The organism is Cupriavidus sp. 22TCCZM04-2 (assembly GCF_057798895.1).
This window is the reverse complement of sequence record NZ_JBYOJS010000004.1, coordinates 258,161-277,349: the sequence shown is the minus strand read 5'-3', so window position 1 is coordinate 277,349 and position 19,189 is coordinate 258,161. Positions and strand designations below refer to the sequence as shown.

Here is a 19,189-nt window from a genome sequence, read left to right as displayed (position 1 = left end):
GGTCAGAGCGGACTGGCCCAGGCCACGCGCGTGCCCTGGCGCAGGCATTCCTGGATGGCGCGCACCTGCGTTGCGATCGGCGCGGGCACCGGCACCGAGCCGTCCAGCACCTGGCGCGTCCAGCCCGCCGTCTCGGCCACGTCGCTGCCCTGGGGCAGCTCGGGCACATCGGCAATCGATCCGCTGGTCGGGTCGACCAGGGTCTGCTGGTGCCCGTCATGCAGCCAGTCGATGCGGCTGCCGCGGCGCGCGTCGGCCACCACCTCGCCTTCGGTGCCGCGGGCGAGCAGCACATTGGCGGGCTCATGCGAGAAATAGTCCGTCAGCGTTTCGCGGTACTCGGGGTGCGTGTAGCTGTACAGGCGCAGGGCCTCGGCCGGCGAATGCGAGCCGACCGGCTGCAGCATCTTGGCCACGGTGTGCGACGAATTGCGCAGGCCGATGACCGTGCGCCGGTCCAGCAACTGCGACAGGCCCGGCGAGAGCACATCCACGGGCACCACCGCCAGCGGCCCATTCGCCCCATCGCCATCACGCAGGCGCGCGGTGGCCTCGTCGGTAGTGGCGCACAGCGGTACGCCCAGCGCCTCGAACAGGGCCAGACTAGTCACGCGGCCCTGGAATTCGCGCGAACCGTGCACCAGCACTGGAATATTCTCGCGAGCCAGCAGCAGGGCCAGCAAGGGTACCAGGTTGGGCTGCTTGCGCGCGCCGTTGTAGCTGGGGATGACTACCACCTGTCGATCGCCCGGCGCGGCCAGCGGCTGGCAGTGCGCGTGCGCAGCCTCGAGCATGCCGGCCAGTTCGTGCGGGGCTTCGCCCTTGATGCGATAGGCCATCAGCACGGCACCCAGTTCCAGGTCGGATACGCGCCCGGCCAGCATGGCGTCGAACAGGGTTTGCGCGTCTTCGCGCGGCAGTGCGCGGGCGCCGTTCACGCCGCGACCGATTTCCTTGATGTAGCGGGCCGCTGAAAACGGGCCCGTGGCGGGTGTGGCGGTGGATGCAGTCATGGGCGGGCAGCGTGGGGTTTGGTGTTTCGCTTCATGATAGCGGAGCGCCGCCGCCACGCCCATGGCGGCGGGCGCGTCGGTGGCCGTTCACGCCGCTTCCTGAAGGGCCGGGTTGCGCTGCTTGCGATAGAGGAAATCCAGCACCGCCGTGCGGCAGGCGTGGTAGTCCCTGTCCTCGGCCAGTGCCACGCGGTCGCGCGGACGCGGCAGGCCGACGCTGAGGATTTCGCCGATCGTGGCCGCCGGGCCGTTGGTCATCATCACGATGCGGTCGGCCAGCAGGACGGCCTCGTCCACGTCGTGCGTGACCATGACCACGGTGCTGCGCGTCCGCTCCACGATCTTCAGCAAGGCATCCTGCAGGTGTGCGCGCGTGAGCGCGTCGAGCGCGCCGAACGGCTCGTCCATCAGCAACACCTTGGGCGCCATGGCGAGCGCGCGCGCAATGCCCACGCGCTGCTTCATGCCGCCCGAGATCTCGTGCGGGAACTTGCCTTCCGCGTGGGCCAGGCCCACCAGCGCCAGCGTGTCGTGCGTACGCGCCCTGAGCTGCGCCTTGCTCTCGCTGCCGCCGAACACGCGTTCCACGCCCAGGTGGACGTTGTCGAAGCAGGTCATCCACGGCAGCAGCGAGTGGTTCTGGAATACCACCGCGCGCTCGGGCCCGGGGCCGGCGATTTCCCGGCCCGCGCAGATCAGCGTCCCGGTGGTCGGCGTGGCCAGGCCCGCGATCAGGTTCAGCAGCGTGGACTTGCCGCAGCCGGAGTGGCCGATCAGCGTGATGAACTCACCCTGCGCGATCTGCAGTTCGATGTCGCGCAGCGCCACGAACGGCCCCTTGCGCGTCTTGAAGGTCTGCCCGACGTTTTCGATGCTGACGAACTTTTTCATGGCGATTTCCGTTGGGTTTGCGCGCGGCGCAGTCAGGGGTTGCCGTAGCTGAAGCGCCGGGCCAGCGCGAGCAGCGCGTGTTCCAGCAGCAGCCCGATCACGCCGATGACGAAGATGGCGATGACGATGTGCTCGACCTTCAGGTTGTTCCACTCGTCCCACAGCCAGAAGCCGATGCCGGTGCCGCCGGTCAGCATTTCCGCGGCGACGATGACGAGCCACGCGGTGCCGATCGACAGCCGCACGCCGGTCAGCATGTATGGCAGCACCGCCGGGAACAGCACGCGCGTGAACACCTTCCATTCGGACAAGTCCAGCACGCGCGCCACATTCAGGTAGTCCTGCGGCACCCGCGTGACGCCCACGGCGGTATTGATCACCATCGGCCAGATCGAGCAGATGAAGATGGCCCAGATCGCGGCCGGGTTGGCCGCCTTGAACAGCAGCAGCCCGATCGGCAGCCACGCCAGCGGCGACACCGGCCGCAGCAGGCTGATCACAGGCGACGCCATCGCATTCAGGAAGGCGAAGCGTCCGAGGATGAAGCCGGCCGGAATGCCAATCAGTGCTGCCAGCCCGAAGCCAGCCCCCACGCGCGCGAGCGATGCCAGCACGTTCCAGCCGATGCCCTGGTCATTGGGGCCATTGCGGTAGAACGGGTCGGCGAACAGCGGCACGGCGGCATGCCAGGTGGCGCCCGGCGTTGGCAGCGCGGGGATCAACGTGGCGATGCCGTGCCAGGCCAGCACGAACAGCGCGAAGCCCAGCAGCGGCGGCATGCATCCGAGCAGGGCGGCGCGCAGCGCCTCGCGGCGTTCGGCGCGCCGTGCCTGGGCTTCGATTTCCAGCGCGCGGCGCCGCGCGCGTTCGCTCGCATCAGGATCGGCCTGCAAGCCGGGGGCGCCTTCCGGCGCGGGTCTGGCGATGGCATTCACTTCTGGCTCCTTGGTTCACGGGCAATCCGAAACGATGTCGATGGGCCTGCACGTCAGGCATCGATCTTGAAGCCGTCGGCGTAGGCCTTCGGGTCCTTGGTGGCATCCCATACCACGCCGTCGATCAGCTTCGCGGTGCGGAAGTCGCTCTTGGGCAGCGGCACCTGCGCCGCCGTGGCGGCCTGCTTGTAGACGTCGATGCGGTTGACCTGCTTCGCCACCGCGAGATAGTCGGGGTGGGTCTTGAGCAGGCCCCAGCGCTTGTGCTGCGTGAGGAACCACATGCCGTCCGACAGGAACGGGAAGTTGGCCAGGCCGTCCTGGTAGAACTTCATCGAGTCCGGGTCATCCCAGGTCTTGCCCAGGCCATTGCTGTAGCGGCCCAGCATGCGGTCCAGGATGATGTCCATGTCGGTATTGACGTAGGACTTCGCGGCAATGGTCTCGGCCGTCTTGCGGCGGTTCGAGGCCGATGCGTCGATGAATTTGGAGGCTTCGAGGATGGCCGCGACCATCGCGCGCGCCGTGTTCGGGTACTTCTGCACGAATTCGGCGGTGGTGCCGAGCGTCTTCTCGGGGTGGTCCTTCCAGATCGCCTGCGTGGTCTCCACCGTGAAGCCGATCTTGTCGGCGATGGCGCGCGCGCCCCAAGGCTCGCCCACGCAGAAGCCATCCATATTGCCCACGCGCATATTGGCCACCATCTGCGGCGGCGGCACGGTGATGGCCTTGGCGTCCTGCATCGGGTTGATGCCGTTCGCGGCCAGCCAGTAATAGAGCCACATCGCATGCGTGCCGGTCGGGAAGGTCTGCGCGAAGGTGTAGTCGCGCTTTTCCTTGCTCATCAGCGCCTTCAGGCTGGCGCCGTCCTTCACGCCTTTCTCGGCCAGCTTGGATGACAGCGTGATGGCCTGGCCGTTGTGGTTCAGGCTCATGAGCACCGCCATGTCCTTCTTCGGGCCGCCGATGCCGAGCTGCACGCCATAGATCAGTCCGTACAGCACGTGAGCCGCGTCAAGTTCGCCGTTGACCAGCTTGTCACGCACGCCGGCCCACGAAGCCTCCTTGGTCGGCGTGATCCTGATGCCGTACTTCTTGTCCAGCCCGAGCGTCGAAGCCATGACCACCGAGGCGCAATCCGTCAGCGGAATAAAGCCGATGCGCACCTCGGCTTTCTCGGGCGCGTCCGAACCCGCCGCCCAGGCGCCGGCGCGCACCAGCGGATCGACCAGCGTCATCACGCTGGCCCCAGCCATGGTGGCCAGCGCGCGGCGGCGGCCGCTGCTGGCCGGTGCCACGTCGGCAGTGGCGAGGGTGGCGTCGACCGCGGCGTGCTGCGGCTTGCTAATCCTGAGGCGAGAGGGCATTGCTGGGCTCCAAGAAGAAAAGGCATCCCGATCCGCAGCCCGTGTTCGCCAGAAGACAGGGTGCAGTTCAGGACGCCGTTGTCCGTGGCGTAGCGCGGCCCGCGTTGGCCGTGCCCGCCTGAGTTGTGATCGACCCTCGTTGGCCGATGTGCGGATAACGCAATGGCTGTGCCAGGGCATTGCGGTGGCCGGGAGGCGGCCCGACGGCCGAGAGCGGGGCAAAAAGCGGAGTTCGGGGACGAGGCGTGCCCGCCAGCTGCGCGCAAGCCGGGTCGGGGGGGCGCGACGGTCATGGGTCGGCGCCAGTTTTGTGCATTGCACCAGCCGCGTGCCGCGGCCGCACCGCACGCGCAGGCTCAGCCCATCACGTCGAGCACGCGCTGCGCCGCCTCCACGAGCTTCAGGCCGCGTTCCATGGCCATGCTGCGCAGGCGCTTGTAGGCCTCGTCCTCGGTGATGCCGCGCGCCTGCATCAGCAGGCCCTTGGCGCGTTCCACCACCTTGCGTTCGGCCAGCTTCAGGCGCGTGGCGTCGAGTTCGGCCCGCAACTGCTGGTCGAGTTCGAAGCGGGCGTAGGCGACGTCCAGCACGGTCTTGACGCGCTCGGCGCGCAGGCCGTCGACGATATAGGCCGTGATGCCGGCCGACAGCGCGGCCTTGATACGCTGCGCGTCGTCGTTGTCGGTGAACAGCACGATCGGACGTGGCGCATGCTGCGTGGAAACGCACACGTGCTCTACCGTGTCGCGCGCGGCGGACTCGGAAGCAATGATGATCAGGTCCGGTTGCCTGGCCGCGATGACATCGGGCAGGCGCAGGTCGGCGTCCACCGTCTCGATGTCCGTAAATCCCGTGCTGATCAGTCCTCCACGGATGGTCTCGACATTGAGCGGGTCGACGTCATGCGGGTCGCGCACCAGCAGGATGCGCAACGTCCGCGTGGCCGGTGCGCTGCCGTGCGAGGACGCGCTGGACTGAATTGGCGAAGGGGGCGCAGGGTGGCGAGTCATGGGTATTCTGGGTTGCCTCGCGTTACGCAAGATCCGCGCCGGGAACCCATTGCGGCACGCCCGCCGGCACATCGGAGGCTTTCCCCCATCCACTGTATGCCGTCGTACGCAGCCCCGCGGGCAAGGTGTATGCTGTTGCCCTGCTGCGCGCGGGGGTGTCTGCTGGCGACGCCGCGCACTCGTGCGCAGGAATATCAGAACAAGCCTGGAGAGATGCATGACCGAATTCGTTTTTGCCCCGCCCGCACCCGTTGGCGTGCCCGTGCGAGGCAGCAACGCTAGCTTCCCGGTACGCCGCGTGTACTGCGTCGGCCGCAACTATGCCGCCCATGCCCGCGAAATGGGCTCGGACCCGGACCGCGAGCCGCCGTTCTTCTTCTGCAAGCCGTCGGACGCGGTCAGCTACGTGGCGGACGGTTCCGAGGGCACCTTCCCGTACCCGCCGGGCACCAGCAACGTCCACTATGAAGTGGAAATGGTCGTGGCAATCGGCAAGGGCGGCAAGGACATCCCGGTCGAGCAGGCCGCCAGCCACGTGTTCGGCTACGCCGTGGGCCTCGACATGACGCGCCGCGACCTGCAGAACGAATCGAAGAAGACGGGCCGCCCCTGGGAGACCGGCAAGGCCTTCGACCATTCGGCGCCGATCGGCCCGATCGTGCCGGCATCGGCCATCGGCCATCCGGAGAAGGGCGAGGTGACGCTGTCCGTCAACGGCGTGGAAAAGCAGCGCGGCGACCTGGCCGACCTGATCTGGTCGGTGCCGGAAATGGTGTCGTACCTGTCGAAGCTGTTCGAACTGCAGCCCGGCGACGTGATCTTCAGCGGCACGCCCGAGGGCGTGGGCCCGGTGGTCAAGGGCGACGTGATGCAGTGCCACGTCGGCGGCGTGGGCGACCTTACCATCAAGGTGGTCTGATCCGATGAAGCTCTACAGCTATTTCCGGAGCTCCGCGTCCTATCGAGTACGTATCGCGCTGGAGCTGAAGGGGCTGCCGTACGACTATGTGCCGGTACACCTGCTCAAGGACGGCGGGCAGCAGTTGCTGCCCGAGTTCCGCGCGGTGAATCCGGACGGCCTGGTGCCGGCTCTGGTGCTCGACGAGGGCCAGGTGCTGCAGCAGTCGGTGGCCATGATCGAGTACCTGGACGAGATCCATCCCGAGCCGAAGCTGCTGCCCGGCACCGCACTGGACCGCGCCTACGTGCGCGGCCTGGCGCTGGAGGTTGCCTGCGAGATCCATCCGCTGAACAACCTGCGCGTGCTGAAGTACATCAAGCGCACGCTGGGCGTTGCCGACGAGGCCAAGGACGCGTGGTACCGGCACTGGATCGAACTGGGCTTTGCCTCGTTCGAGGCCAACCTGGAGCGCCAGGGCAAGGCCGGCCGCTTTTGCTTCGGCGATACGCCGACGCTGGCCGATATCTGCCTGGTGCCGCAGGTCTTCAACGCGCGGCGCTTCAATATCGACGTGAGCCGCTACCCGACCATCGCGCGGATCCAGGACGCGTGCATGGAGCTGGCCGCTTTCCAGAAAGCACAGCCCAAGGAACAGCCGGACGCCGAGTGATTGGCTGCATCCCTGCCATGAATAACGCCCCGGCATGCCGGGGCGTTTTCTCATTCTGGCGAAGCCATCAGCCGAGCAGGGCGTCGGCAAACTCCTCGGCCTTGAACGGCTGCAGGTCCTCCACCTTCTCGCCGACGCCGATGAAGTAGACCGGCACCGGACGCTGGCGCGCAATGGCGGCCAGGATGCCGCCCTTGGCGGTGCCGTCGAGCTTGGTCACGATCAGGCCGGTCAGGCCGAGCGCATCGTCGAAGGCGCGCGTCTGCGCCAGGGCGTTCTGACCGGTGTTGGCGTCGATCACCAGCAGCACCTCGTGCGGGGCCGTGGGCATGGCCTTGCTGATCACGCGCTTGACCTTCTTGAGTTCTTCCATCAGGTGCAGCTGCGTGGGCAGGCGACCGGCGGTGTCGGCCATCACGATGTCGATGCCGCGCGCGCGCGCCGCATTGACGGCATCGAAGATCACGGCGGCCGGGTCGCCGCTTTCCTGCGCCACCACGGTCACGTTGTTGCGCTCGCCCCAGATGGTCAGCTGTTCGCGCGCGGCGGCGCGGAAGGTATCGCCGGCGGCCAGCAGCACGGATTGGCCGTAGTGCTGGAAATGCTTGCACAGCTTGCCGATGCTGGTGGTCTTGCCGGCACCGTTGACGCCCGCGATCATCATCACCAGCGGCTGCTCGCGGCCCAGCGCCATGGTTTTTTCGAGCGGACGCAGCAGCTGGATCAGCAGGTCGCGCAGCGCCGCCTTGACGCCCTCGGCAGTCTCGATGCGGTCATTGCGTACGCGCTTGCGCAGTTCGCCGAGCAGGTATTCGGTCGCCTCGACGCCGGCGTCGGCCATCAGCAGGGCGGTTTCCAGCTCCTCGAACAGGGCTTCGTCGACCTTCATGCCGACAAACAGCGTGCTGATATTGCGGCTGGTCTTGGACAGGCCGGTGCGCAGGCGCTGCACCCAGCCGCGGCGGGCTTCGGCCGTCTGCGCCGGCGCGGGGGTCAGTTCAAGCTCTTCGAGCGCGACCGGCTCGACCGGTGCAATGGGCGCGGGGGATGGGGCAAAGGACTGTGCCGGGCTGGCGACAGGGGAGGGCGCCGGAGCGGAAGCCGGCGTGGCGGGCTGTTCTGCCGGCGCTGGGGCCGGCTCGGCCTTGCGCTTCTTCCAGAAACTAAACATTGGGGAAAGGGGTCAATACCCCGTCAGGATCGGCCGCCGTCCGGCGGCGTCATTAATCAATCAGGCCTTACGCGTTATTCCGGCACCCCACCAGCCTCTCGTTGTGGTGCGCGCCTGCTTTTGCGTATAGTTCGTAACACAGCGGATTCATGGAACCATGAATCGATCGGCAAAATTCTAGCAGACGGGGTTGCATGGACCATTGCACAGTCTTGACCGGAACGGGCGCCGCCCGCCCTGAACCCTTCCCCACCCGTGCCGCGGGCCGGGCGTCGCTGCAACGCCTGGCCAGGCGGGCACTGCCCGTCCTGCTGCTGGCCGCGTTGCCGTGGTCGGCCGGCGCCCAGGCGCAGCGCACGGTCGCCTCGCCCATGCCGTCCGGACAGACGGCCCCGGTCGGCGCCACGTCGCAGGGCACGACCGAATACCGCTTGTCCAACGGCCTGCGCCTGATCGTCAAGGAAGACCATCGCGCGCCCACGGTGGCGCACCAGATCTGGTACCGCGTCGGCGGCGTCGACGAGGTCAGCGGCACCACCGGCGTCGCCCACATGCTCGAGCACATGATGTTCAAGGGCACGCCCAAGGTCGGCGTGGGCGAGTTCTCCAAGCAGGTCGCGGCGCTCGGCGGGCGCGAGAACGCCATGACCAACCGCGACTTCACGCTCTATTACCAGCAGATCAGCAAGCAATACCTGCCAAGGATGATGGAGCTGGAAGCCGACCGCATGGCCAACCTCATCTTCAACCAGGGCGAGTTCGAGCGCGAGATGAAGGTCGTGATGGAGGAGCGCCGCCTGCGCACCGACGACTCGGCGCGCGGCACGGTCTACGAGCAGCTGCTCGCCGCCGTCTATGTCGCCGCGCCTTACCGGCACCCGGTCATCGGCTGGATGGACGACCTGGTCAACATGCGCCTGGACGATGTCCAGGCCTGGTACCGCGGCTGGTACGTGCCCAACAACGCCACGGTGATCGTTACCGGCGACGTCAAGCCGGCCGAGGTGCGTGCCATGGCCGAACGCTATTACGGCAAGCTCAAGCCGCGCACGCTGCCGCTGCGCAAGGAGCAGGCCGATCCGCCGCAGATCGGCATCAAGCGCATCTGGGTGAAGGCGCCGGCCGAGAACCCGTACATGGTGATGGCCTACAAGGTGCCGCGCCTGCGCGACGTGGAAAAGGATGTCGACCCCTACGCGCTGGAGGTGCTGGCCGCTGTGCTCAACGGCTACGACAATGCCCGTCTGACGCGCGAGCTGGTGCGCGAGCAGCGCCTGGCCGACGACGTCAATGTCGGCTACGACAGCATCAATCGCGGCAATTCCCTGTTCGTGCTCGACGGCACGCCGGCCGATGGCCATACCACCGACCAGATCGAGGCGGCGCTGCGCGAGGAGATCCAGCGCATCGCCAAGAACGGCGTGTCGCCGGAGGAACTCAAGCGCGTCAAGGCGCAGGTCGTCGCCAGTCAGATCTACAAGCGCGATTCAGTGTTCGGGCAGGGCATGGAAATCGGTGTCGCGGAGATCTCCGGCATTTCGTGGCGCAATATCGATCGCATCCTCGACAAGATCAAGGAAGTCACCCCGGCCCAGGTGCAGGCCGTGGCCGCGAAGTACTTCAGCGACGACAACCTGACCGTAGCCACGTTGTTGCCGCAGCCGATTGATCCGAACAAGCCCAAGGCCAAGGCCCCCGAAGGCCTGCGCCACTGAGAATCCACGCATGTCCTTATCTGAGATGAGCGAGATGAGCGCGATGAGCGAGTCGACTATTCCTTCGCCGCGCGCGCTGCGCCGGCTGGCAGGCGCGGCGCTGGGCGCGCTCGCGCTGCTGGTCGCGCAAGGCGCGCTGGCCGCCATTCCGATCGAACACTGGACCGCCTCGACCGGGGCCCAGGTGTTCTATGTGCACAGCCCGTCGATCCCGATGCTCGACGTCAATGTCGACTTCGACGCCGGCAGCCGCTATGACCCCGCGGGCAAGGCTGGCCTGGCCACGCTCACGGCGGCGCTGCTCGACAAGGGCGCGGCCGCGCGCAACGGCCAGCCCGCGCGCGACGAGGCGCAGATTGCCGACGCCTTTGCCGATACCGGGGCCGTCTTCGGCGGCGCCGCCGGCGGTGACCGCGGCGGCATCGGCATGCGCACGCTGACCGCGCAGCCGGAGCTCGACCAGTCCGTGGCGCTGGCCATGCAACTGATCCAGGCGCCCACTTATCCGGATGCCGTGGTGGGCCGCGAGAAGCAGCGCCTGGTCAGCGCGATCCGCGAGGCCGACGCCAAGCCGGGCGTGATCGCCGACAAGGCGCTGGCCAAGGCGATGTATCCGGACCACCCGTACGGCGTGTCGGCCACTGCGGCCTCGGTCGAGTCGATCACGCGCGACGACATCGTCAAGTTCTGGCGCGACAACTACGGCGCGTCGCGCGCGGTGGTCACGCTGATCGGCGCGGTCGACCGCAAGCAGGCCGAAGTGATCGCCGAGAAGCTGACCAGCGGCCTGCCGCAGGGCAGTGCGCCGCCGGCCATGCCGCAGGTGCAGATGACCATTCCGGCCAGCGAGCAGCGCGTGCCGCATCCCGCGCAGCAGGCGGCGGTGGTGACTGGCCAGCCGTCGATCGCACGCGGCGATCCGGATTACTTCGCGCTGCTGGTCGGCAACTACGTGCTGGGCGGCGGCGGCTTCAGCTCGCGCCTGACCGATGAGGTGCGAGAGAAGCGCGGACTCACCTACGGTGTGGACAGCTACTTTGCGCCGTCGAAGCAGCCGGGGCCGTTCGGCATCAGCCTGCAGACCAAGAAGGAGCAGACCAACGAGGCGCTGGCGCTGGTCCGGCAGGTGCTGGCCCGCTTCGTCGCCGAAGGCCCGACCGATGCCGAGCTAAAGGCAGCGAAGGACAACCTCATCAACGGCTTCCCGCTGCGCATCGACAGCAACCGCAAGCTGCTGACCAACGTGGCGAATATCGGCTGGTACGGACTGCCGCTCGACTATCTGGACACCTGGACGACGCAGATCGGCAAGGTCACCGGCCAGCAGGTGAAGGCGGCGTTTGGGCGCCATGTCCATCCCGACGCCATGGCCACGGTGATCGTCGGGGGTCCGGAGTGACCGATAGTCCTCTGGCGCCCCTCGCACGCGATCCGCAACGTCCAGGGGTGGCCGAAGCGCCGTCAGGCTCTACAATCACGGGATGAATTCGCGTTCCCGATCTCCATCGCCCGCCGCGAGCGGGCGATCGTCTTCTCCGGCGCCGCGCCAGGCGCCGTCCCAGGTCCGCATCATCGGTGGCCGCTGGAAGCGCACGATGCTGCCCGTGCCCGAAGCGCAAGGGCTGCGGCCCACGCCTGACCGCGTGCGGGAAACCCTGTTCAACTGGCTCGGACAGGACCTTGCCGGCCTGAATTGCCTGGACCTGTTCGCCGGCTCCGGTGCGCTCGGTTTCGAAGCGGCATCGCGCGGTGCGCAGGGCGTCACGCTGGTCGAATTCAACCCGCGCGTGGCCAAGCAGCTCCGGGACAACCAGTACCGGCTCGATGCTTCCCAGATGCGGGTGATGCAAGGCGACGCATTCGCCATTGCGGCACAGATGCCGGACGCGAGCTTCGACGTGATCTTCCTTGACCCGCCCTTTGCCGAGGATTGGCTGCGGCCGGCACTCGAGCATGCGGCGCGGCTCCTGAGGCCCGGCGGCGCCGTGTACGTCGAAACGGACCGTTCGCTGACCGGCGCGGATGCGCCGGTCCCCGCAGCGCTGGAGATCGTCCGCCAGGCCCGTGCCGGGGCGGTGCATTTCCACCTGCTACAGCACCGCAGCGCCGGGAACGGTGCAGCTTGATGCATGCGGCGGAGCACGGTGCGATGCGGCAAAAGCACACGTTGACGACTTCCAATTCACGGAATTAGCGTTACACTACGCCGCTGTTATAACGCTCGCGACGCATCAACCACCCGGCGCGGCCGGTAGGTCAGGGCGGTCCGGAAAAGGGCCGGCAGCGGGCAGATCAAGGAGGAAGTATGGCCATCGCGGTCTACCCCGGCACGTTTGATCCCATGACCCGGGGGCACGAGGATCTGGTCCGCCGTGCGTCGAATATTTTCGACGAGCTGGTGGTTGGCGTGGCGCACAGCCCCAACAAGCGCCCGTTTTTCTCGCTCGAAGAGCGCATCAGCATCGCTCGTGAAGTGCTGGGCCACTATCCCAATGTGCGTGTCGAGGGCTTTGCCGGACTGCTCAAGGATTTTGTCCGCAAGAACAACGCACGCGTGATCGTGCGCGGCCTGCGCGCCGTGTCGGATTTCGAGTACGAGTTCCAGATGGCGGGCATGAACCGCTACCTGCTTCCGGACGTGGAAACCATGTTCCTGACGCCGTCCGACCAGTACCAGTTCATCTCCGGCACCTTCGTGCGCGAGATTGCGGTGCTTGGCGGCGATGTCAGCAAGTTCGTGTTCCCGTCGGTGGAGCGCTGGCTGCAAGAGAAAATCGCCAAACCGGAATAAAATACCGGTTTCAGACGCGTCGATTCGCGGCCAGTCCGGGCGCGGGCGCGTCAGCTGGAAGGAAACACCATGGCGCTACTGATCACCGACGACTGCATCAACTGCGACGTTTGTGAACCCGAGTGCCCGAACGAAGCCATTTCGATGGGGCCCGAGATCTATGAAATCGACCCCAACAAGTGCACCGAATGCGTCGGGCATTTCGACGAACCGCAATGCCAGCAGGTCTGCCCGGTCGCCTGCATCCCCAAGGATCCGAACCGGATCGAGACCCATGAGGTGCTGATGCAGCGCTACCGCCTGCTGACGGCCGCCAAGCACGTGGCCTGAATTGCCGCCCCCTACGGGCGACAGGCCGGTACGGCACAAAAAAGCCCCCGCCACCGCAAGGTGGCGGGGGTTTAATTTTCCCCGGTTACTACGGTACTGCCTACAACGCTGCGCGGTCAGGCGCCCATCGGCTTGCCGTCGGGTCGGCGCACCACGATGGTGGACGAGCGCGGCGGCTTGGCCGCATCCGGCCACTTGCCGGTGGGATGCTGGATATTGATGAAACAAGTGGTGAGGTCCGGCGTGTACGCAATGCCGGTAATCTCGCAGCCGGTCGGGCCGGTCAGGAAGCGCTTTGACTGACCGGTCGGCGCAATGTAGTACATGCTGTTGTTGCCGAAGGTGTTGATGTAGCTGGCGCTGGTGCTCGAGTCGGTCTCGACCCACAGGCGGCCCTTCGGGTCCACGCGCAGGCCGTCCGGGCTCGAGAACGTGTCGCCGTTGATGTTGCCCTTCAGGTTGGCCGTGGCCAGCGACGGGTCGCCGGCCTGCAGCAGGATGCTCCAGGTGAAGGTGATGGCCAGCGGTGAGCCGCCTGCTTCCTGCCACTGGATGATGTGGCCATGCAGATTGCTTGTGCGCGGGTTGGCGGCGTCGGTCTGTTTGCGTCCGCTGTTGTTCGTCAGCGTGCAATAGATGGATTTGTCCGGCGCCACCGTGATCCACTCGGGACGGTCCATCAGCGTGCCGCCGGCCACGCGCGCGGCCGCCTTGGTGTTGACCAGCACGTCGGCCTGGCTGGTGAAGTCGACCGTGGCCGGGGCGGGCGATGTGGCGAACTGGGTCCAGTTGCCCGGGTCGGAGGCGCCGACGGTCAGGCCGTTCTTGCCCTGCGTCAGCTCCACCCACTGGCCGCTGCCATCGGCGTTGAACCTGGCGACGAACAGCGTGCCGCTGTCCAGCAGGTTGGCGTTGGCGGCGCGGTTGTCCGGGTCGAACGCCTTGGCCGGCACGAATTTGTAGATGCAGCCTGGCGTGCCGTCGTCGCCCATATAGAAGGCGACGTTGTTGCTGGCATCAGCCAGGAAGGCGACGTTCTCATGGTCGAAGCGACCCATGGCGGTGCGCTTGGCCGGCGCGCCGAGCGTGCCGTACGGATCGATTTCGACAACCCATCCGTAACCTTTCTCGTCCTGGGTCGGGTCGAGGTAATTGTCCGTGCTTTCTTCGCAGGTCAGGTACGTGCCCCACGGCGTGTAGCCGCTAGAGCAGTTGTTGAGCATGCCGACCACGGTCGAGCCTACTGCGGACGCGGCCGGGCCGCTCACCCGATACAGCGAGTTGCCGGTGTGGCGCTTGTTGTAGACGGAGCCGCGCTTGACTTGCCAGTTGCCGCTTGCGGCCAGCTCCACCTCGATCACCGAGATGCCGACGGCCGAAAGCGCGATGCGCTTTTCCTCGGGCGTGGCGGTGCTGGCGTTGTAGATGCCGCCGGCAAACAGGATGTTGTAGTCGGGCAGCTCGTGGTTGATCGCCAGCAGGCCGCCTTTCTGCGGATCGACGCCCGGCAGCGCGAAGTAGTGCATGCCGTCGTGATTGCCGCCTGCCTGGCGCTCGGTTTCGGCCGACGACTGGAAGGCCCCTGCATAGCCCGTGGAACCGGCCTCGACCGGATCGCCCGCGGAGAACAGCACGTCGACGCGGTAGCCGTTGGGCACGACTACGGTATCGGCGATCGACCTGGCCACAGGTTCAAAGGTGACTTCGTAGCTTATTGGGACAGCGTCGGGCGTGACGACCGGCGCGGGAGCAGGTGCCGCTGCAGGTGCCGCTACCGAATCGTCGCCGCCGCCGCACGCGGCCAGCACGCCGCTGCCAAAGGCGGAAGCAAGCGACACGCCGAGGCCGCCGCGCAGCACCCGGCGGCGTGCCGGATTGGCGGCGACGATGTCCTCAAGCCTCTGGCCGGGCACGTCAACATCGGGCTTGGCGGCACGGCTGGCGGCGCGCGCTGCGTCGGTCAGGTACGACATGGACTTTCTCCTGTGGGGTTTGTCATGTGCGGCCGCCATCCTGTAATGCCGGCCCGCTTGCTGAGCCCGCAATGTAGGTGCTGTCCGTGTAACTCTGATGACAAGATGTCTGCAACAAGAGACCGGATGCGAAACGGATATCGAAATGACAACGGGCCGCTGATGGCGGCCCGTTGTCATTCGTTTTCACGTAGGTGTCGCAGGGCTATGCCTGCGCCGGCGGGATCAACGCGCGGTATGCAACTGCGCCATGGCGCGCTCGGCATCTCCCCTGGCCAGCAGGCCGAGCGGGTCGACGCAGCGATCGATGGCTTCGTCGATTGCCTGCTGCTCTTCCTTGCGCGGCGGCTTGAGCACGAAGTTGACGACATCCTCACGGCCCGCGCCGGCGCCGCCGGGCAGGTTGCGCGGATGCCCCACGCCCAGGCGCAGGCGCCAGAATTCCTGCGTGGTCAGATGCGCGGCGATGTCCTTCAGGCCGTTGTGACCACCCGCGCCGCCGCCGCGCTTGAGCTTGGCGGCGCCCGGCGGCAGGTCCATCTCGTCATGCGCGACCACGATCTCATCAGGCAGGATCTTGTAGAAGCGGGCCAGCGATACCACGGCCAGGCCAGAGCGGTTCATGAACGTGGACGGCTTGAGCAGCCAGATGTCCTGGTCCCACAGGCGGGCCCGTCCGGCCAGGCCGTGGAAACGGCCTTCCACGCGCAGCGTGGTGCCGCCCATGCGGGCCAGCTGGTCCACCAGCCAGAAGCCGGCGTTGTGGCGGGTAGCCTCGTATTCCGCTCCGGGATTACCTAGGCCGACGATGAGCTTGATCATGCGATGAACTGGATTGGATGGCGGCGGGGTTCATGTCGAACCGCAGCCGCCAAGCATACGCCAAAAAAAACCGCCGGCAGGACCGGCGGTTTTTTCCGTCTTGCGGCCAGGCCGCAATGCCGGGTGGGCAGCTTAGGCAGCCGGCGTTTCGCCTTCGCCTTCAGCGCCTTCGGCGGCCGAAGCGGCACCAGCCGGCAGCGAGATGCTGGCGATGGCCGGGTTTTCGTCGCCGTGGGTCACGACGGTCACGCCCTTCGGCAGCTTCAGGTCAGCCAGGTGCAGGGTCTGGCCCAGCTCCATCGTGCCGACGTCCACTTCGATGAACTCGGGCAGGTCGGCCGGCAGGCACGACACTTCCAGGTCGTTCACGATGTGGTTGACCAGGCCGTGGCCCAGCTTCACGCCAGGAGCGGTTTCCTGGTTCATGAAGTGCAGGGGCACCTTGACGTGGATCTTTTCGCTGGCCGACACGCGCTGGAAATCGACGTGCAGCACCATCGGCTTGAACGGGTGCATCTGGAATGCGCGCAGCAGGGCCTTTTCCGACTTGCCGGCAACTTCCAGGTCCAGGATCGACGAGTGGAAGGCTTCCTTCTTCAGGGCGTGCCACAGCGCGTTGTGATCCAGTTCGATCATCTTCGGGTCGGCGGCGCCGCCGTAGATGATGCCGGGGGTCTTGCCCGAATTGCGCAGGCGGCGGCTCGCACCCGTTCCCTGTACGCTACGCTCGAAAGCGACTACTTTCATGATGACTCCAAAGTAAAGAAGGCTGTCCGCGACCAGACAGCCCTGTTGTGGCGCAATCGAAACTGATGCGCCGGTCACACGCGCTAATTGCCGAAAAACCCGCAATCAGCGCGGCAAAGCCGAAAATTCTATCAGGAACCCGCGAACAGCGACATGATCGAGTCGCCCTTGACGATACGCGTGAAGGTCTCGGCCAGCAGCGGGGCGGTCGACAGCTGGCGGATCTTGCTGCATTTGGCAGCTTCTTCCGACAGCGGGATGGTGTCGCACACCACCACTTCGTCCAGTGCCGAGTCCGCGATGCGGGCAGCCGCGCCGCCGGACAGCACGGGGTGCGTGCAATAGGCGAAAACCTTCAGCGCGCCTCGCTCCTTCAGCACCTGGGCCGCCTTGCAAAGCGTGCCGCCGGTGTCGATCATGTCGTCCATGATCACGCAGTTGCGGCCGTCGACTTCACCGATGATGTTCATCACCTCGGCCACGTTGGCCTTCGGACGACGCTTGTCGATGATCGCCAGGTCGCAGTTCAGTTCCTTGGCCAGCGCACGGGCGCGGACCACGCCGCCGACGTCCGGCGACACGACCAGCAGGTCACCGTAGTTCTTCTCGCGCAGGTCGCCCAGCAGTACCGGGGATGCGTAGATGTTGTCGACGGGGATATCGAAGAAGCCCTGGATCTGGTCGGCGTGCAGGTCCATTGTCAGCACGCGCTCGACACCGGCGACTTCGAGCATGTTGGCCACGACCTTGGCCGAGATCGCGACGCGCGCCGAGCGCGGGCGGCGGTCCTGGCGGGCATAGCCGAAGTAGGGCATGGCCGCGGTGATGCTGCGTGCCGAGGCGCGCTTGAGCGCGTCGACCATCACCATCAGTTCCATCAGGTTGTCGTTGGTCGGCGCGCAGGTGGACTGCAGCACGATGACGTGCTTGCCGCGAACGTTTTCCTGGATATCAACCTGAACTTCGCCGTCTGAGAAACGGCCAACGAGCGCCTTGCCCAGAGGAATGCCGAGGTGCTGTACGACAGCCTCCGCGAGTTTGGGGTTGGCGTTGCCGGTAAATACCATCAAGCCTTCGCTGCTCATTCGGGGCACCTGTCTTGCTGCTGGGGGAGCTTGTAGTCACCGGCAAGGCCGGTGACTGATACTGAGGGTCCGTGAGGACACTATAGGAATGTAATGGCAGGGGAAGAAGGATTCGAACCTTCGAATGCCGGAATCAAAATCCGGTGCCTTGACCAACTTGGCGACTCCCCTACACAACCTTGCTGCTCGTCGTGATACCTGACTGCTGTACCGCGCCGAACCATAACTTGCTATGCGAACGCTGCGAGCGGGTGATGTGCCAGACTGCGCACACACCTGCCATCCCACTCGGGAGGCAACCGCTTCAGGACCTGCTGCGCCGTCTGCTCGTCTGGAAAACGCGCAAACACGCAGGCTCCGGAACCGGTCATCCTTGCATGCTGATTGAACTGCTTCAGCCATTCAAGGGCTCTGGCAACTTCGCCGAACTTCGCCGTTGCTATCGCTTCCAGGTCGTTGCGACCGAAAGAGAATTTGTTTGTGCAAGCAGCGAAGACCGCAATTATGGAGAGGGGGGTGTCCCTTGTCAAGCACTCGTCCGAAAAAATTTCAGACGTCGGCACATGTTGCTTCGGATGGATGATGACGAACCAGCTGTCAGGCAGCTCGACGGGCGTCAGTTCTTCGCCGATGCCTTCGGCGAAGGCGTTCTGCCCGAACACGAAGACGGGCACGTCCGCACCCAGCGTCAGCCCGATGCGCATCAGCTCCGCGCGCGCCAGGCCAAGTCCCCACAGGTGGTTCAGCGCCAGCAGCGTGGTGGCCGCGTCGGAGGAGCCGCCGCCGATGCCGCCGCCCATCGGCAGGATCTTGTCGATCTCGATGTCGGCGCCGTAGTGCGGGCCCGTCGCCCGCTGCAGCGCGCGCGCGGCACGCACGACGAGGTCGGTCTCCGCCGGCACGCCGGGGATGTCCGTGGCGCGCGTCACGATACCGTCGTCGCGGCGCTGGAAATGCAGCGTATCGCACCAGTCCACGAGCTGGAACACCGTCTGCAGCGTGTGGTAGCCATCCGGGCGCCGGCCGGTGACGTGCAGGAACAGGTTGAGCTTGGCCGGCGCCGGGCAATCGCGCAGTTGCGGCGGAGGCAGGTTGGTGGTCCCGGTCAAGGTGTCTCCTCCGGATCAATCACGAGCTTGACCGACAGCGGCGTAGGGCCGCCGTCGCGCTCCAGGTCGATGCGGCGCGGTCGCGCCGTCGTCGTCTGCGCGCTGTCGGGCGCATCCTGCCAGGCCACGTAGCGCACGCTCCAGCCGTCCTGTGCCAGCATGGCGAGGCGCCCCTGGGCATCGCGCGTGGCCTTGGCCGGGCGTCCGGCCGAAGGGCGCCCGTGCAGCCAGTCGCGCATGCCGGCCACCGGCAGCGCAAAGCCGAGCGCGTCCTCGAGCAGGCTGTCGACTTCCGGCGCATCGCGCGGCGGCTTGTTGGGCAGGTCGAGGGTCGCGCCCGAAGGCGTGGCGGTGACGACGGCCAGCGTCTGGCCCAGCGGCGAGAGCAGGTCAAGGCGAACGTTGCGGCCCTGTTCCTCCCAGCGGAAGCTGCCCTGCACCCCTTCGTCGCGGCCATAGCGAACGTAGTTTGCGGAAAAGCGGCCGGTGTAGTGTCGGCTTGCGGCGGTTTCGCCGGCATCGAAGCCGCGCGAAGGCGCGACACTGGCGCAGGCTGCCAGCAGCATGGGCGCGCCAAGGCAAAGCAGGGCCAGGCGGCGGGATCGGTTCATGTTCGGCATTCAGGAAAGCGGGGCCGCCCTGGTGGGACGGCCCGCGAC

The 19,189-nt window shown here is 66.5% G+C and carries 19 protein-coding genes and 1 tRNA gene; 7 read left to right on the top strand and 13 right to left on the bottom strand.

Going from position 1 to position 19,189, the window contains the following annotated elements; all coding sequences use genetic code 11:
- Positions 1-2 precede the first annotated feature (2 nt).
- The 5 genes from ybiB to AC3FKG_RS09180 all read right to left on the bottom strand — a co-directional run bounded on the left by ybiB (position 3) and on the right by AC3FKG_RS09180 (position 5,216).
- Positions 3-1,013, bottom strand: coding sequence for a DNA-binding protein YbiB (ybiB, locus tag AC3FKG_RS09200; protein WP_483710315.1), 1,011 nt, complete (start codon positions 1,011-1,013; stop codon positions 3-5).
- An 87-nt stretch (positions 1,014-1,100) separates the two neighbouring features.
- Positions 1,101-1,904, bottom strand: coding sequence for an ABC transporter ATP-binding protein (locus tag AC3FKG_RS09195; RefSeq protein WP_488742897.1), 804 nt, complete (start codon positions 1,902-1,904; stop codon positions 1,101-1,103).
- Between the two features lie 32 nt (positions 1,905-1,936).
- On the bottom strand, positions 1,937-2,839 hold the full coding sequence (gene ntrB, locus AC3FKG_RS09190; protein ID WP_483710317.1) for a nitrate ABC transporter permease: 903 nt from the start codon (positions 2,837-2,839) through the stop codon (positions 1,937-1,939).
- Positions 2,840-2,892: 53 nt separating this feature from the next.
- Positions 2,893-4,206, bottom strand: a complete 1,314-nt coding sequence (locus tag AC3FKG_RS09185) for a CmpA/NrtA family ABC transporter substrate-binding protein (RefSeq protein ID WP_483710318.1) — start codon at positions 4,204-4,206, stop codon at positions 2,893-2,895.
- 356 nt (positions 4,207-4,562) lie between these two features.
- Positions 4,563-5,216: an ANTAR domain-containing response regulator gene (locus AC3FKG_RS09180; RefSeq protein ID WP_483710319.1), complete on the bottom strand. Its 654-nt coding sequence runs from the start codon at positions 5,214-5,216 to the stop codon at positions 4,563-4,565.
- A 217-nt stretch (positions 5,217-5,433) separates the two neighbouring features.
- Here AC3FKG_RS09180 and AC3FKG_RS09175 point away from each other — a divergent pair, with 217 nt between their 5' ends.
- Positions 5,434-6,135, top strand: coding sequence for a fumarylacetoacetate hydrolase family protein (locus AC3FKG_RS09175; protein ID WP_483710320.1), 702 nt, complete (start codon positions 5,434-5,436; stop codon positions 6,133-6,135).
- 4 nt (positions 6,136-6,139) lie between these two features.
- Positions 6,140-6,787, top strand: coding sequence for a maleylacetoacetate isomerase (maiA, locus tag AC3FKG_RS09170; RefSeq protein WP_483710321.1), 648 nt, complete (start codon positions 6,140-6,142; stop codon positions 6,785-6,787).
- Between the two features lie 67 nt (positions 6,788-6,854).
- On the opposite strand, the gene ftsY is transcribed toward maiA, so the two are convergent.
- Complete coding sequence (gene ftsY, locus AC3FKG_RS09165; protein WP_483710322.1) at positions 6,855-7,958, bottom strand: signal recognition particle-docking protein FtsY; 1,104 nt, start codon at positions 7,956-7,958, stop codon at positions 6,855-6,857.
- Between the two features lie 194 nt (positions 7,959-8,152).
- Here ftsY and AC3FKG_RS09160 point away from each other — a divergent pair, with 194 nt between their 5' ends.
- From AC3FKG_RS09160 to AC3FKG_RS09140, 5 genes are all read left to right on the top strand, one after another.
- Positions 8,153-9,673 carry a M16 family metallopeptidase gene (locus AC3FKG_RS09160; RefSeq protein WP_488742896.1) on the top strand — a complete coding sequence of 507 codons (1,521 nt, stop codon included), beginning with the start codon at positions 8,153-8,155 and terminating at the stop codon, positions 9,671-9,673.
- A gap of 43 nt (positions 9,674-9,716) precedes the next feature.
- Positions 9,717-11,072: a M16 family metallopeptidase gene (locus AC3FKG_RS09155; RefSeq protein WP_483711446.1), complete on the top strand. Its 1,356-nt coding sequence runs from the start codon at positions 9,717-9,719 to the stop codon at positions 11,070-11,072.
- Between the two features lie 82 nt (positions 11,073-11,154).
- On the top strand, positions 11,155-11,799 hold the full coding sequence (rsmD, locus tag AC3FKG_RS09150; protein WP_488742895.1) for a 16S rRNA (guanine(966)-N(2))-methyltransferase RsmD: 645 nt from the start codon (positions 11,155-11,157) through the stop codon (positions 11,797-11,799).
- Positions 11,800-11,978: 179 nt separating this feature from the next.
- Entirely contained in the window at positions 11,979-12,464 is a 486-nt protein-coding gene (gene coaD / locus AC3FKG_RS09145) for a pantetheine-phosphate adenylyltransferase (protein ID WP_211947085.1), read from the top strand.
- 69 nt (positions 12,465-12,533) lie between these two features.
- A complete protein-coding gene (locus AC3FKG_RS09140; protein WP_153949000.1) occupies positions 12,534-12,794 on the top strand; it encodes a YfhL family 4Fe-4S dicluster ferredoxin in 261 nt (86 codons plus the stop codon).
- A gap of 116 nt (positions 12,795-12,910) precedes the next feature.
- Here the strand turns inward: AC3FKG_RS09140 and AC3FKG_RS09135 are convergent, their stop codons facing one another.
- From AC3FKG_RS09135 to AC3FKG_RS09105, 7 genes are all read right to left on the bottom strand, one after another.
- Positions 12,911-14,767, bottom strand: coding sequence for a PhoX family protein (locus AC3FKG_RS09135; protein ID WP_488742894.1), 1,857 nt, complete (start codon positions 14,765-14,767; stop codon positions 12,911-12,913).
- 225 nt (positions 14,768-14,992) lie between these two features.
- On the bottom strand, positions 14,993-15,589 hold the full coding sequence (gene pth, locus AC3FKG_RS09130; RefSeq protein ID WP_483710326.1) for an aminoacyl-tRNA hydrolase: 597 nt from the start codon (positions 15,587-15,589) through the stop codon (positions 14,993-14,995).
- 132 nt (positions 15,590-15,721) lie between these two features.
- Positions 15,722-16,336: a 50S ribosomal protein L25/general stress protein Ctc gene (locus AC3FKG_RS09125; RefSeq protein ID WP_483710327.1), complete on the bottom strand. Its 615-nt coding sequence runs from the start codon at positions 16,334-16,336 to the stop codon at positions 15,722-15,724.
- A 131-nt stretch (positions 16,337-16,467) separates the two neighbouring features.
- On the bottom strand, positions 16,468-17,421 hold the full coding sequence (locus tag AC3FKG_RS09120; protein WP_483710328.1) for a ribose-phosphate pyrophosphokinase: 954 nt from the start codon (positions 17,419-17,421) through the stop codon (positions 16,468-16,470).
- 94 nt (positions 17,422-17,515) lie between these two features.
- Positions 17,516-17,592: transfer RNA gene (locus AC3FKG_RS09115), tRNA-Gln, on the bottom strand.
- A gap of 59 nt (positions 17,593-17,651) precedes the next feature.
- Positions 17,652-18,530, bottom strand: coding sequence for a 4-(cytidine 5'-diphospho)-2-C-methyl-D-erythritol kinase (gene ispE / locus AC3FKG_RS09110; protein WP_488742893.1), 879 nt, complete (start codon positions 18,528-18,530; stop codon positions 17,652-17,654).
- The gene (locus AC3FKG_RS09105; protein WP_488742892.1) at positions 18,527-19,141 is read right to left on the bottom strand and encodes an outer membrane lipoprotein LolB; all 615 of its coding nucleotides are present in this window, start codon (positions 19,139-19,141) and stop codon (positions 18,527-18,529) included. The genes ispE and AC3FKG_RS09105 overlap by 4 nt, the downstream gene beginning before the upstream one ends.
- Positions 19,142-19,189: the final 48 nt, after the last annotated feature.

Coding starts and splice junctions, on each gene's coding strand:
- pth (WP_483710326.1), bottom strand. CDS start 15,589: ATGATCAAGCTCATCGTCGGCCTAGGTAATCCCGGAGCGGAATACGAG.
- ftsY (WP_483710322.1), bottom strand. CDS start 7,958: ATGTTTAGTTTCTGGAAGAAGCGCAAGGCCGAGCCGGCCCCAGCGCCG.
- AC3FKG_RS09135 (WP_488742894.1), bottom strand. CDS start 14,767: ATGTCGTACCTGACCGACGCAGCGCGCGCCGCCAGCCGTGCCGCCAAG.
- ybiB (WP_483710315.1), bottom strand. CDS start 1,013: ATGACTGCATCCACCGCCACACCCGCCACGGGCCCGTTTTCAGCGGCC.
- rsmD (WP_488742895.1), top strand. CDS start 11,155: ATGAATTCGCGTTCCCGATCTCCATCGCCCGCCGCGAGCGGGCGATCG.
- AC3FKG_RS09180 (WP_483710319.1), bottom strand. CDS start 5,216: ATGACTCGCCACCCTGCGCCCCCTTCGCCAATTCAGTCCAGCGCGTCC.
- coaD (WP_211947085.1), top strand. CDS start 11,979: ATGGCCATCGCGGTCTACCCCGGCACGTTTGATCCCATGACCCGGGGG.
- AC3FKG_RS09125 (WP_483710327.1), bottom strand. CDS start 16,336: ATGAAAGTAGTCGCTTTCGAGCGTAGCGTACAGGGAACGGGTGCGAGC.
- AC3FKG_RS09105 (WP_488742892.1), bottom strand. CDS start 19,141: ATGAACCGATCCCGCCGCCTGGCCCTGCTTTGCCTTGGCGCGCCCATG.
- AC3FKG_RS09195 (WP_488742897.1), bottom strand. CDS start 1,904: ATGAAAAAGTTCGTCAGCATCGAAAACGTCGGGCAGACCTTCAAGACG.
- AC3FKG_RS09160 (WP_488742896.1), top strand. CDS start 8,153: ATGGACCATTGCACAGTCTTGACCGGAACGGGCGCCGCCCGCCCTGAA.
- AC3FKG_RS09120 (WP_483710328.1), bottom strand. CDS start 17,421: ATGAGCAGCGAAGGCTTGATGGTATTTACCGGCAACGCCAACCCCAAA.
- AC3FKG_RS09185 (WP_483710318.1), bottom strand. CDS start 4,206: ATGCCCTCTCGCCTCAGGATTAGCAAGCCGCAGCACGCCGCGGTCGAC.
- AC3FKG_RS09140 (WP_153949000.1), top strand. CDS start 12,534: ATGGCGCTACTGATCACCGACGACTGCATCAACTGCGACGTTTGTGAA.
- AC3FKG_RS09155 (WP_483711446.1), top strand. CDS start 9,717: ATGAGCGAGTCGACTATTCCTTCGCCGCGCGCGCTGCGCCGGCTGGCA.
- AC3FKG_RS09175 (WP_483710320.1), top strand. CDS start 5,434: ATGACCGAATTCGTTTTTGCCCCGCCCGCACCCGTTGGCGTGCCCGTG.
- maiA (WP_483710321.1), top strand. CDS start 6,140: ATGAAGCTCTACAGCTATTTCCGGAGCTCCGCGTCCTATCGAGTACGT.